At 61.9% G+C, this 11,870-nt stretch carries 12 protein-coding genes and 2 pseudogenes; 2 read left to right on the plus strand and 12 right to left on the minus strand.

The features are described 5' to 3' along the window. Positions 1–491: 491 nt before the first annotated feature. From WMN78_RS00180 to WMN78_RS00225, 12 genes and pseudogenes are all read right to left on the minus strand, one after another. Positions 492–1,136: a hypothetical protein gene (locus WMN78_RS00180; RefSeq protein WP_340531320.1), complete on the minus strand. Its 645-nt coding sequence runs from the start codon at positions 1,134–1,136 to the stop codon at positions 492–494. A gap of 78 nt (positions 1,137–1,214) precedes the next feature. Beyond that, positions 1,215–1,781: pseudogene (locus WMN78_RS21090) on the minus strand (amidase family protein); the annotation flags it as partial. 102 nt (positions 1,782–1,883) lie between these two features. Continuing rightward, positions 1,884–2,102, minus strand: a complete 219-nt coding sequence (locus tag WMN78_RS21095; protein ID WP_425341090.1) for a hypothetical protein — start codon at positions 2,100–2,102, stop codon at positions 1,884–1,886. Between the two features lies 1 nt (position 2,103). Then, positions 2,104–2,466, minus strand: a complete 363-nt coding sequence (locus WMN78_RS00185; RefSeq protein WP_340531322.1) for a hypothetical protein — start codon at positions 2,464–2,466, stop codon at positions 2,104–2,106. 229 nt (positions 2,467–2,695) lie between these two features. After that, the gene (locus WMN78_RS00190) at positions 2,696–3,025 is read right to left on the minus strand and encodes a hypothetical protein (RefSeq protein WP_340531324.1); all 330 of its coding nucleotides are present in this window, start codon (positions 3,023–3,025) and stop codon (positions 2,696–2,698) included. Beyond that, on the minus strand, positions 3,022–3,780 hold the full coding sequence (locus WMN78_RS00195) for a prolipoprotein diacylglyceryl transferase (protein WP_340531326.1): 759 nt from the start codon (positions 3,778–3,780) through the stop codon (positions 3,022–3,024). The genes WMN78_RS00190 and WMN78_RS00195 overlap by 4 nt, the downstream gene beginning before the upstream one ends. Positions 3,781–4,269: 489 nt before the next feature. Next, a pseudogene (locus tag WMN78_RS00200) lies at positions 4,270–4,515 on the minus strand (IS3 family transposase); the annotation flags it as partial. Positions 4,516–4,648: 133 nt separating this feature from the next. Then, a complete protein-coding gene (locus WMN78_RS00205; protein ID WP_340531328.1) occupies positions 4,649–5,335 on the minus strand; it encodes a hypothetical protein in 687 nt (228 codons plus the stop codon). 505 nt (positions 5,336–5,840) lie between these two features. After that, positions 5,841–6,023 (minus strand): lmo0937 family membrane protein, encoded by a 183-nt coding sequence (locus WMN78_RS00210; RefSeq protein WP_340531329.1) that lies wholly within the window; start codon positions 6,021–6,023, stop codon positions 5,841–5,843. A gap of 507 nt (positions 6,024–6,530) precedes the next feature. Then, the gene (locus WMN78_RS00215) at positions 6,531–7,553 is read right to left on the minus strand and encodes an alpha/beta hydrolase (RefSeq protein WP_340531331.1); all 1,023 of its coding nucleotides are present in this window, start codon (positions 7,551–7,553) and stop codon (positions 6,531–6,533) included. A 299-nt stretch (positions 7,554–7,852) separates the two neighbouring features. Beyond that, complete coding sequence (locus tag WMN78_RS00220; protein ID WP_340531333.1) at positions 7,853–8,494, minus strand: hypothetical protein; 642 nt, start codon at positions 8,492–8,494, stop codon at positions 7,853–7,855. Positions 8,495–8,903: 409 nt separating this feature from the next. Then, entirely contained in the window at positions 8,904–9,320 is a 417-nt protein-coding gene (locus WMN78_RS00225) for an SRPBCC domain-containing protein (RefSeq protein ID WP_340531335.1), read from the minus strand. Between the two features lie 484 nt (positions 9,321–9,804). On the opposite strand from WMN78_RS00225, the gene istA reads away from it, so the two are divergent. After that, on the plus strand, positions 9,805–11,022 hold the full coding sequence (istA, locus tag WMN78_RS00230; protein ID WP_340531337.1) for an IS21 family transposase: 1,218 nt from the start codon (positions 9,805–9,807) through the stop codon (positions 11,020–11,022). Then, complete coding sequence (gene istB / locus WMN78_RS00235; protein WP_340531340.1) at positions 11,022–11,810, plus strand: IS21-like element helper ATPase IstB; 789 nt, start codon at positions 11,022–11,024, stop codon at positions 11,808–11,810. Before istA ends, istB begins: the two co-directional genes overlap by 1 nt. Positions 11,811–11,870 lie beyond the last annotated feature (60 nt).

Consider the following 11,870-nt stretch of genomic DNA (forward strand, 5'->3'; position numbering starts at 1 on the left):
CAACGGCTTGGTCGGTGCTGCCTACCTGACGGGGCTTAAATCAACCCTGGCCCGCCGGTCAGCAGGGTCGCCGGTACGCATTGTTCTGATGGACGGACCTGCAATGAATGATCCCTCTTGGGAGGACGTCGTCGAAGTGTCCTTTGTCCTCCCCGAAGGACACGAGATGCAGTGGAGCACCTGGGCGGGCGCTAACCGGGGAACTGGAAGGTCTTCCACCGGGCACTTACCGGTTGCGGGTCAGCGCCACGGGAAGAGACCCGGGACACGCGATGTTCGCCGACCACCCGGTTGATGCCTATTTCCTCCAGCTGTGGCCAGCACCTCCGCAGTCAGACATCATTCTGCGGACAGGAAGCGAGGACGGACGGTACTGGCACCGCGAAGTAGGCACCGTCGATAACTAATGAGCGCAACGACAAGCGAGACAAACGCTAACGTCTTATCTCGTTTTTCAGAGGTCGTGCGGACAAATTTCAGTGCCCGCCAGCTCAGGCCTTCCCTGTCCGTACGAGGGGTCGTCGTCTCCTCCGGCCCCAGACGACACCACCTCCGGGGCAGGGCATCACATCGAAGGCCCGGCCATCACGGTGCGCCCGCAGGTGGCGCCCGTCATCCTCCACCACTTCCCAGCCCGCCGCTGGCAACGCAGCACGATAGTGCTGCAACACATCGACGTCTCCTGAGAGCGCAAACCCGCGGGTACAGCCGCCGACACCACTCATGCCGCCACCGCTGAAATGGCCGATATGACTGATGGAATCGAACGCCTGCTGGGACTCACGATCGGCGGTGGCCATGGGCTCTTCAGTGCCCTCGATCACGCATTGGGGAGTCGAATCGAACTGCACCTCAAGCCGGTGCCCCAGTGCAGCGGGGGTGACAGCGAACATCCCGATCAGCATGAGGACCGGGATGGCCACGGCCGTAAGCCGCACCCACCGCCTTGTCGAGAGCATCCAGCCGATCACGGCAACGACCGCGACCAGACCGAACGCCAATCCGGAGGGACCGGCCGTCATCCCCCAAGTGAGCCCCTCGAACGCGGTACCGCTGACATCACCGTAAATTCTCATGAATTCGTAGTGGACCAGCACAGCCAACACCGCCAGTCCTGCCCCAATGACGAGCAGCACCGCGGCAGAGGCGACTCGGCCAGCCACAGGCATGGCTCATTGTATTCCGATTGACCACGTGTCAGCAGGTGCCGATCACTACATTAGTTGCGGGTCAGTCGGCCTACTACATGTTCGATGCGTCGGCCGACTTCGATTGCGGTCCGGTCCTCGAGAGGGGGCGACTACTTGAACGCCTGTCGGCAGATTGCTGGTCGTTATTCCTGCCGGGACAGCGACGGCACGAAGGTCGGCTACGGTCGCCAGACCACTCCAGATGGACTGGCTCAGGTAAGGCGTAGATTGTCCGTTGACCAGGATCGTCCGCCGGGAAGGTTCGGGACTGTCGTCATGGGATATCCCAGGGACATTTGAGACTGGACGCAGGAGGGCGTCGTACTGGTTGAAGAACTCCGCCCAGCGGGCCTTGAGTTGGGCACGGGCTTCCCTGGCGAACGACCAGCCCCGAACTGTTTGCAGGTTCCACCAGGCCCACTGAGTCATTGGATTCGTGTCGGCGGAGTCAGCACGGGCGATCATGCCCTCGTAAAAGTCCATGACCTGCGAAGGCTGGAATGCGGCGGTGACGCCGGCCATCGTCTGCTGGTACAGGGGGTCGGTCTCGGAAAGCAGCGGCGGTGAAATTTCCTCGATGGTTGCCCCGGCAGTCCTGAGTGAGCGTGGCGATCAGCGAGGTCAGGACCGCGACCACGGTTGTGTCGGCGGGGCAGTAGGGGTCGTCGAAGAGGACAGCGAGCCGGTAGCCCCTCAACGTCTCGTGGCGCGGTCCGGGCAGCCGCGTTCGAGCCAGACCCGGTCATCGCGGATCAGCAGTACGCCGGAGAGGCGGCGCACCTGCGCGAGCGGGGGGTTGGTCTCGTGGCAGCGGGGGCAGAAGGCTGTGACGTACCGGTGGATGCGGTCCCCACGGAGCGGCTGGCCGGGGCCGGGCAGCGCCTGCCGCGAAGAAAACGGTGACGGATTCATCTCAGACCTCGCCTCTCATCTGTGCGAGGTATCCGACGCAGAGCCCGCCGCCGAACAGGACAAAAATTCCAAGGCCCATGAGCAGCCCCGCACCCAACCGGGATGTGCGTGGGCGGACCGCCAGCACAATCGCCACCACCAGATAGACGGCGATGGGTATGAACGCTCCAGGCCCAGCGAGGAAGGTCTTGTACCCTTCATCCGGAGCGATACCCCTTGTCGTCCCAAAATAAAGGGCATAAAGGGCAGGAGCCCCCAACAGGATTCCGAGCATCACGAGGCCGAGCCCTGGTTTAGAGGGCTGCTCCTCTTCTCGGGGCGGTGGCAGTGGGCTCCAGGCTTCTTCGGGGTTGTCATCGCTCATGCCACTCTTCTTTCCAACTTTGGGCGGAGTGGTTTCCCGAAGACCCGCAGCATCCGCCAGAGCCGCAGGGGGAGAATCATCAGGAGGAACCATTGGGGTCGGTTCATCCCCAGCCAGAGCACCTCGTTGCCGCGCACGAATTCGACGCCGACCCGGAATGCGGTCCCCGCGCAGCGGCTGGCCCGGGCCGGGCAGTACCTGCCGGGCAGAGAACGGTGAGGGATTCATTTCAAGTTCCCATCTGCGCGGCGAGGGTTCCGACGCAGACCCCGCCGCCGAGCAGGGTGAAGATTCCCAGGCCAATCAGCAGTCCAGCACCCCACCGGGACGTGCGTGGCTGGACCGCCAGCACAATCGCTACCAACAGATAGACGGCGATGGGAATGAAGGCGGACGGCCCGGTCAGGAAACGCATGGAAGCGGGTCCACCGAAAGCAATCGGTACCCCGACATAGATGGCATAAAGGGCAGTAGTCCCGAACAGGATTCCGAACCCCATGGGGCCGAGCGCTGGTTCTGGGGGTTCCTCCTCTTCTTGGCGCGAATTGTCCTTGCTCATGCCACTCTTCCTTCTAGCTTAGGGCGGAGGGGTTTCCCGAAGACCCGCAGCATCCGCCAGAACAGCAGGGGGAGAATCATCAGGAGGAACCATTGGGGACGGCTCATCCCCAGCCAGAGCACCTCGTTGCCGCGGACGAATTCGACTCCGAACCGGAACAAGGCGTAGGACGTCACGTAGCAGATGAAGAGGTCGCCAGGACCAGGCAGGCGGTCCCGATACCGCCACATGAGCGCGAATGCGGCCACATGGAACACGATTTCATAGGCAAAGGACGGGTGGAGCCCCACCCCGGGAAGCCCGCCCAACATCGCAGCCTGCCCGGGAGTGAGCGTTATCCCGCAGGCTCCCCCCGTCGGGGTGCCGGGCAGTTCCGTAAGGAGACAGCCCACCCGCCCGATGACCAGCGCCAAGGCGACCGCGGGCGCAAGCAAATCGCCGGCGGGTTCGCGGTAACCTGTCAGCCGTTTACCCAGATGGACGCCGAGCCATGCGCCCACAAGGCCCGCCAGGATGCTGCGGTCGCCGTTGCCCCACCAGTCCGCCAAGGAGACCTGCCGGGAAAAATCCCACGTGAGGACCCTTGAGCCGATGGCCCCGAAGGCGATAGCGAAACCGGCAATGGGCCACAACCGCGGGTCGGACAGGCCGCGCCGGCGCTTCTCAAAGGCGTAGAACAGCAAGGCTGCGAGGATTCCCAGCCCTAACAGGCCGGCGTGCACCAGCCCGTCTCCCGCGAAGGGAAGCCCGATCATGAGCAGAGTGTAACAGTGGCCGGCCAGGCTTCCAGGGAGCTGCAGCCCCGGTAACTACATATGGATGTGGAGACGCCACGCGGCTTCAGAGACGGAACCGCTCAGCGACGGGTACACGGTGAACACGCTGGCGCGGCCGGATTCTGTTCCTGCAGCCGCATCGCGCGGCCGCGTTTGTCGCGCAGGTGTCCCGGGGTAGATTCCGGGCCGTCCACTCCCCGGCCATCCTTCCTTCTCTGCACGTCAATCGACCGATGCTTTGAAGAGCGGCAAGAGAAGCCCAAAAGATCGCCTGTGCTGCGGGTGGATGTAATCCGAAGCCACTTCACCCGAGCCGCCGTCTCCGCTTCATTACCCGGTCCCACGAAACATTCAGCATCCATAGGACACGGAAACACACGTCAATCGCTATCAAACGTTTGCCCGTTTCCCGGGTGCGGTGCGGAGTGCGGTCGTCAAGTTCGTGAGACAGCTCATCGTTTGTTTTGGTTAGGCGGCCAGGGGTTTCTGGGCGCTGGTCTGGTAGGTGATGTGGGCTGTGACGGGTGCAATGCCGCCGGCTCTGCGGTTGGGCCGGCGGCGGTTGTACCAGCCTTCGATGTAGTCCATCACAGCGGTTCGGGCAGCGAGCCTGGAACCGAAGCGTTCGTGGTGGTAGAACTCGGTCTTGAGGTGCGAGAAGAAGTTCTCGGCGACGGCGTTGTCCCAGCACACACCGACCTTGCCCATGGACTGGGTGGGAGGTTCAAGTTGTCACGCCAGGACGCCGTGGAGCTCAGGCGCCAACAAGAGCGCTTTGCCGCTGACGGCGTTAAAGCATGCACGGGCCCTGGGCCCCTTCGGTGGAGGGGGATGGCAAATCAGTGCGTTAGGTAATCTCCGCGCGTGCTGGTGCCGGCTGAGCGGTCACTACCTGGGTATTCGGATCGTGCTCTATTGCCGGCCTTCCGGCCACGATCGCTGTAGCGCGCGCCCATGGCCGATCCTCAAGCAGGAAGGGAATTTCTTGTTCTTCCCACTCCCTGTGCAGGTCTCCTTCTTCCTGGCCATCGCGTGCCAGGAGACGACGTCGGGCTTCAAGGTTGTCGCACTGCACCCAGATTGAAGCGTCGATGAGGTCCGAGAGCGCTCGGCGTGATGATCCGCTCCCTTCCACCCACACCACGGAACGCGCCGCGGGTAGAGCTATGGCACCTGGACGTTTTCGGGCCACCCAACCCGGCGGACGGTAATGGACTGCCTCGCCTTGGAGCAAGGGTTCGAGGACACCGTCACGGAGTTCATCGGCCCAGTCAAAAAACGAGAGATGCCACGCAACATCGTCCGTGTGAACGACATCTGAGTCCGGCACTCGAGCCAGTAGGCGCTCGACCAGGGTGGTCTTGCCTGCCCCGCTCCTGCCATCTACCGCTACAATCCAAGGGCGGTTCGGACGATGTCCTGCTGCCGGCAGTAGCCGCCGCACCAACCCTTCCAGTGACTCCGCTTGCCAGGGTCCCGCATCGGGTTCGCCGACCTCAGGTTTCACATCCATGGTTACCTCGACTTCGATCATCGGTCCCGTCCAAAGCCACGGTATGGAGTACCGGGAGTTGCCGTGAATAGCACGCTACTTTCGGGGCCAAGGATAGCTGCTGTACGTCAAGCTATGCCGGCCTGCCGTGACGGGTGTCCCGCTGGTTCAGTGCGAAAAAAGGACCCGCGGAGAGTCAATGTCCACACATTAAAGCAAAAACCCCTCTGACGAAGGGTTATGCGTGCCCGAGGTGGGACTCGAACCGGACTCCAGCCCTGGCAAATCCGCCGATCCGCTGAAAACATCGCCAATCCGGCCCAGTCCGGCACCGGTACGAACCAGTCCGAAGCCCAAGGTCTGCACATTGTGCACACCCCTTCTGACTTGCGGCGGCAGCGCCGAACGGGACAAGAACCTTGTGACGGAATCTCCATTATCGGCGTTCGATGATGGCCGTCACTGGATGGGAAATTCGCCCACCTGGCGCCAAGAGATAGCCTCCTATAGATTTCGGAGTTCGCCGCGGCAGAACAAGGTTTCGACTCTAGGCGCGGGACCTGCCGCGGACAAAGTGGAAAATAAGGACGACCACGGCAATAACCAAAAGCAGGTGAATTAAACCGCCGCCGATGTTGCCGAGCAGGCCGAGAAGCCAGAGAACTGCGATAATGATGGCTATCCAAAGCAACACGAGATTCTCCTTCGATTGGCGGACGGAAATACTCATTTTTGCGTCCCGGCCGCTCTGCGTATGCTGCGGGCAGGAATGACATGACTGCCAGACGGTCGGCCAAGGCCGCTGCCGGTAAGGATCATCCTCGTACTCATGGCGCCTACTCCGCATCTCCAACTGTGGTGCTTTCAGCCTAAGTCAGGATCAGGTTGCCGGAAATAGCGATGCCGCTCTGATTGTCCAGAGAACTATGGACAATCAGAGCGGTTTACCCCGAACTCCGGCGCTTAGTGACCGGCGCCCCATGCCTCGTGCCATACGGCAATATTGGAGATGCAGTTTTGGTCAACCGCTATTTCGCCGGAGTTTCGCCACCTCGGGACGCGGCGCTTGATCGGCCAACGACTGGCTGAATCAGTTCAGGTGCCCATCCCGTGCACAGGTCGGCCTCTACCCTCCTCCCCCTCAGCTTGACGAAGGGTCCGTTATCGGCAGCGAAAATAGCCGGGGCAGGGCCCCGACAAGGGGTTACTATCCGACCGTTGTCCGCTTCCTTCTAGGTCACTGCACCTGAGGGGGTGTGGACTGCGCCTGAGATGGGGCACTGTCCTGAAGGAATTGTGTAATCTTCTTAGCCATGGCCGTTGACTGCGTCCAGTGCAGGTTATGCAGGCCCTTGAGTTCGACGATTTCGTGGCGGTTGACGCTCTTAAGCTGGTTCTTGTGTGACTCGAGCCAGTCCGGAAAGGTGGTCACGCTGTCACTGGCGAGGAAGTGAAGAACGGGTATGTTCTCCGGGTAGGTCAATCCGTGGAGTGCTGCGGCATTGCTGGCGACTCGGGCGCTTTCGTCGGCGACTGCCGCGTTGCCGAAGTTCCAGATTGTCATTTGGCGCATGCGTTCCAATTCGGATGTGGTGAAGTCGTCGCTTGTCGGGTCTACCGCGCCGGGAGCAACCGAGACCACTGTTCGGACCAGGCCAATTGCGGACAGTATCCCGATGATATTGATGCCGCCGCTAGCCGCGGAATGCTTCTCCAGCTGGGTGGTGGCCACGGTGGGGTCGATGCCGATAACGGCGGATACTTCGCTCGGGTACCGGTTCGCATAGTCGAGTGTGTAGAAGCCGGCGATCGAATGTCCAGCCAAAACGTATGGCTTCCCGATGTCGAGTGAGGAGAGGGCCTCGTGGAGCTCAGTGCTGATATTCTCCACGGTCCGATCACGTGCGCTCATGTCGCTGTAGCCGTACCCGAAGCGCTCGACGACGATGACGTCGTAAGCATCGAGTTCCCTGATCATAGGGGCGAAGTCCAGCGCCGGAGCTATCGTGCCCAGGCCGCTGAGCAGGACCAGGGGCTGCCCACCTTCGGTGCCAGCTCGAACGACGTTCAGTGAGCCTCCCGCGACCTCCACAAGTTCACCGTACTGGGCAGTGCTTGACTTCTCCTGCTGTTCCAGGAACGCGTTGGCCGCTGTGGATGCAAGCGTTATGCCCAACGCAGTGATAGCGACAACGCCAAGTATTTTGCGCGTGCGACGGAATGGCCAGCGACGTTTTGTATGGTTTGTAAGCGAACTCATTGCTACTCCTAGTACAAGAGCCGGGCCAATACCCGGCATTGGTTGATTGCAGCGGTTATTTCGATCCCAAGCGCCCGTTAAGACTCGGGGCACCCTCGGGTAAGCGAATGAAGAAGTGGGGTGGCTGGACAGGTGCGAATGGCACGTATGAGTCTGAGGAGCACTGGGCCGGCTGACAGAAGGTCAATCGGCGTTTGGAAAATTGCGGGTAGCGGCTTTCTCAGCGTGTTCTGGTCACCGCTGGACGCGCCCCGCCGACCGCAAAGCGTCGGCGGGGCCCTTCGGGCAGTTACGGCTGTTTAGGGTGCAATCACCGCTGCTGACTGCACCCTATTTGCGACCCCGTCGCCTGCTGTTGTACGAGGAATGTTGCGAAGCATCCAGGTTGCAAGGAAAGCGGCGGCTACGGCCAAACCAATCAGCCCCAGTTGCAGCACGGTTTCCGGAAACACCGTTCGCAGGGCGATGGGAAGTGAACTCGCCGTGTAGAGGATTATGGCGCCTTTGGGAACGCTTGAAGTGCGCCACAGTGCGAGCATGAAGATCACGGTACCGAGGAGGAAGAGCATCGATACCACTGTGAGGGCGATACCCAAGGGACCTGAACGCAGGACGGCAACTACATCTTGGCCAATGTAGGGAAAGACGAGATTGAGGACGAACTCAACCCCCACGAGGCCGGCCAGCGACGTTACGGAGATAACGGCACCTGATGCTGCGAGGGTCCTGGCCTTGCGGGAAACCAACAGATACATCCCGATCACCAGTCCGATGGCCGCGATTTGAGCAATCGGTGCAGCGAGCTGGGTGAAAGGTGATGTGGGAATGATCCCTGCTCTCTTTGCCGCGTTGACCAGCAGGATTGCTGCTGAGATAAATCCGGCGAAGGCGAAGATCCTGATGAGTGCTGCAGGGAGGAGTACTTCGATTTTGGATGACATTTGGAGCTCTTATCTAAAGGGTTCTGCGCGAATAACGAGTGTTGAAGGAGGCGTCATGACCGGGGGTGCCGGGATAACTTGAAGCTACGCGGGCGCTTAGTGACTGGGCGTCACCACTTGTGGTGATTGATGAGGTGGTTCGCCCTACATCTCCCGATTAACCGGCGTCGGTGTTCTTTCTTCTGGAGCTTTGCTGCCTGACCGACTCCGCAGTGGATGAGGGGGCACTGTGCCCTCGTTCTGGGTGGGCCCCTCTGGGTGGGCCGTCCGGCAATCGAGGCAGGCGATTATTCCGGCGCCTCAGGCTGTCTTGACGCTGAGGGCCATGAGCCAGCCCGGCTGAGCAGGGCATTGTCCATGTTCTCGAATCCCTTCTTTGTCCGTTGAAGTACTCCGGTCATGAGTGGCACTAAAGACCAGAGAAGGTTTCCGTTTGAGTAAGAGTTGTGCCGCCTGCCGTGGGTTTGAGGACGAAGGCGTGGCGGCCATCGGAGAGCCCCTGCATTCCGAGTGTTCCGAACCACTCGAGCAAGTGCTCGGGTTCCACCGCGGTCACGCGTGGACGGAACGTCATTCCGCCCCCACCAGGTGGGACTATCCTGATGCTGAATTTGTGGCCAATTTTAGGATCCCCGCTGGCCCGGGTGATGAACGGGTTCCAGTTGGCGTAGGTTGGGAAGTCGGTGAGGATCTTCCACACGACGTCCGGCGGTGACGGGATGTGGGTGGTAACTGAGATGGTTTTCAACCTTTCCTCCTGATTAGACACGGGGATGCGGGTTTGGGTGAGGGGCAGATTCCGCGCTGCCTTCTCCTGCAGGGTCATTGGGTGAAATCGGAGGTGTGGCCGCTGCTTGCCGAGCGCCGGATCTTCGTGGTTTTGTCCTGGGGTCTGGGTCCTCCAGGAGATTCACGGCTATCAACGTCGCGCCGATGTCCCGAACTTTTGCGAGCAGGCCGTGCAGCGCTGCCTGATCGAGGACCGGTCCGCACAGGCTGGTTGTTCCATCGTTTTCTTGTGTGAGGGCCATGCCTTCGAACCAATCGGTCCAGGAGCTGTCGAGGTGTCCCCGGATGCGGAGTTGGTACTGCCCGAGCCCGTGGTGTTCTGCCGGCATGTCTTTCATCCCCTGTCTTGTTGCGCATCAGGCCGGAGCGTGGGAGGACTGGGGGCTTCCCTAAACCAGTTGGCCGCCTGCGTTTTTTCGTTCTCGGGACCAAAGGGAATAGCCGAGCCTGTCGGTGACGGTCGAAAACTGAGCCATTATGACGGTTGAAAACTGAGCCACCCGTTCCAAACGATTGGGTGGGTGATCACAGTGGAGGATTGGGCGCTTATTCGGCAGTTGCATCTTGCCGAGGGTGAATCGATGAGGTCGATAGCGACGCGGCTGGGTATTTCCCGGAACACTGTCGCGAAAGCGGTCAGCGCCGATGGTCCGGCGACATATGTGCGTGCGCCGCAAGACTCCGGGATCAAGGAGGTGGAACCAGCGATCAGGGCTCTGCTGAGGGAGAACCCGCGGATGCCGGCGACAGTGCTGGCGGAGCGTGTGGGCTGGTCCGGTTCCCCGGCATGGTTCCGTGAGAACGTGGCCAGGATCCGGCCGGAGTACGCCCCCGCGGATCCCGCTGACCGGATCAGCTACGAACCCGGGGACCAGGCGCAGTGCGACCTGTGGTTCCCCGAGGTGCGGATACCCGTCGGGACCGGCAAACCCAGGGTTCTGCCCGTGCTGGTGATGGTGTCCTCGCATTCACGGTTCATCATGGCCCGGATGATCCCGTCCCGGATGACCGGGGACCTGCTGGCCGGGATGTGGGAGCTGATCGGGTCCCTGGGTGCGGTTCCGCGCCGGCTGATCTGGGACAACGAAACCGGCATCGGTCGGCGGAACAGCTACTCCGCCGGCGTCGCGGCGTTCGCCGGGGTCCTCGCCACCAGAATCGTGCAGGTCAAACCATACGACCCGGAGAGCAAGGGCGTTGTGGAGCGGGCCAACCAGTTCCTGGAGACCTCGTTCCTTCCTGGCCGGACCTTCACTTCGCCGGAGGATTTCAACGCCCAGCTCGGCCAGTGGCTTCCCCTGGCCAATGCCCGTCTGGTCCGGCGGACCGGAGCCCGGCCCGCGGAGCTGATCCGCCAGGACAAGGCGGCGATGCTGGGACTGCCGCCGGTTCCGCCCGTGACCGGATTCGCGACCAGGGTCCGGCTCCCGCGGGACTACTACGTCCGGATGGGATCCAACGACTACTCCGTGCACCCGTACGCCATCGGCAGGTTCGTCGACGTCACCGCAGACCTGAAAACAGTCACCATCACCCTGGACGGACGATGCGTCGGAAACCACGCAAGGTCCTGGGGCGCCGGGTTAACGGTCACCGATCCAGACCATGTCGAGGCCGCCCGGACGTTACGGAAAGCCTTCCAAAACCCCGCACCATCCTTGGACACGGCCGGGCTGCGGGACCTGGCTGATTACGACCGGACCTTCGGTGTCGTCCTTGATGACGGGCAGGTCGCGTGATGGCCCAAGCGAAGGAAATTGCCGGGCAGATCGAGTACTACTCCCGGGCCATGAAGGCGCCGCGGATCCGGGAAGCCGCAGCCAGGCTCGCGGACCAGGCCCGCGAGGCCGGCTGGACCCATGAGGAATACCTCGCCGCGGTCCTGTCCAGGGAAGTCGCCGCCCGCGAAGCATCCGGAGCCGAAGCCCGCGCCCGGGCAGCCGGGTTTCCTGCCCGCAAGTCGCTGGAGGACTTCAGCTTCGAGCATCAGCCCGGCCTCAAACGCAACACCATCGCGCACCTGGCCACCGGCGCGTTCCTCACCGAAGCGTCCAACATCGTCCTGCTCGGACCGCCCGGAACCGGCAAAACCCACCTCGCCACCGGGCTCGGGCTGCGAGCCACCCAACTGGGCCACCGGGTCCTCTTCGCAACCGCCATCGACTGGGTCGCCCGCCTCCAAGCTGCGCATCAGGGCGGGCGGCTGCCGCAGGAACTGGTTCGGCTGCGCCGCTACGGGCTGATCATCGTCGATGAAGTCGGCTACATCCCGTTCGAACAGGACGCCGCGAACCTGTTCTTCCAGCTCGTCTCCTCACGCTACGAACACGCCTCGCTGATCCTGACCTCGAACCTGCCATTCGCCCGCTGGGGAGACGTCTTCGGTGACCAGGTCGTCGCCTCAGCCATGATCGACCGCATCGTCCACCACGCCGAAGTCGTCACCCTCAAAGGCTCCAGCTACCGGCTCAAGCACACACGGACAGACTCCCTGCCCTCGACAAGACCGGAAAATACGGCAGAATAACCAGCGTCAACGTGGCTCACTTTTCAACCCACGAAATGGCTCACTTTTCGACCAGCGCTG

Source organism: Arthrobacter oryzae, from assembly GCF_037911235.1.
In the GTDB taxonomy this organism is placed as follows: Bacteria; Actinomycetota; Actinomycetes; order Actinomycetales; family Micrococcaceae; genus Arthrobacter; species Arthrobacter oryzae_E.

What these genes read in the sequence shown, in the direction of transcription:
- WMN78_RS21095 (WP_425341090.1), bottom strand. Translation starts at nt 2,102, where the DNA reads ATGAATCCGTCACCGTTTTCTTCGCGGCAGGCGCTGCCCGGCCCCGGC.
- WMN78_RS00185 (WP_340531322.1), bottom strand. Translation starts at nt 2,466, where the DNA reads ATGAGCGATGACAACCCCGAAGAAGCCTGGAGCCCACTGCCACCGCCC.
- WMN78_RS00190 (WP_340531324.1), bottom strand. Translation starts at nt 3,025, where the DNA reads ATGAGCAAGGACAATTCGCGCCAAGAAGAGGAGGAACCCCCAGAACCA.
- WMN78_RS00195 (WP_340531326.1), bottom strand. Translation starts at nt 3,780, where the DNA reads ATGATCGGGCTTCCCTTCGCGGGAGACGGGCTGGTGCACGCCGGCCTG.
- WMN78_RS00205 (WP_340531328.1), bottom strand. Translation starts at nt 5,335, where the DNA reads ATGATCGAAGTCGAGGTAACCATGGATGTGAAACCTGAGGTCGGCGAA.
- WMN78_RS00210 (WP_340531329.1), bottom strand. Translation starts at nt 6,023, where the DNA reads ATGAGTATTTCCGTCCGCCAATCGAAGGAGAATCTCGTGTTGCTTTGG.
- WMN78_RS00215 (WP_340531331.1), bottom strand. Translation starts at nt 7,553, where the DNA reads ATGAGTTCGCTTACAAACCATACAAAACGTCGCTGGCCATTCCGTCGC.
- WMN78_RS00220 (WP_340531333.1), bottom strand. Translation starts at nt 8,494, where the DNA reads ATGTCATCCAAAATCGAAGTACTCCTCCCTGCAGCACTCATCAGGATC.
- WMN78_RS00225 (WP_340531335.1), bottom strand. Translation starts at nt 9,320, where the DNA reads ATGACCCTGCAGGAGAAGGCAGCGCGGAATCTGCCCCTCACCCAAACC.
- istB (WP_340531340.1), top strand. Translation starts at nt 11,022, where the DNA reads ATGGCCCAAGCGAAGGAAATTGCCGGGCAGATCGAGTACTACTCCCGG.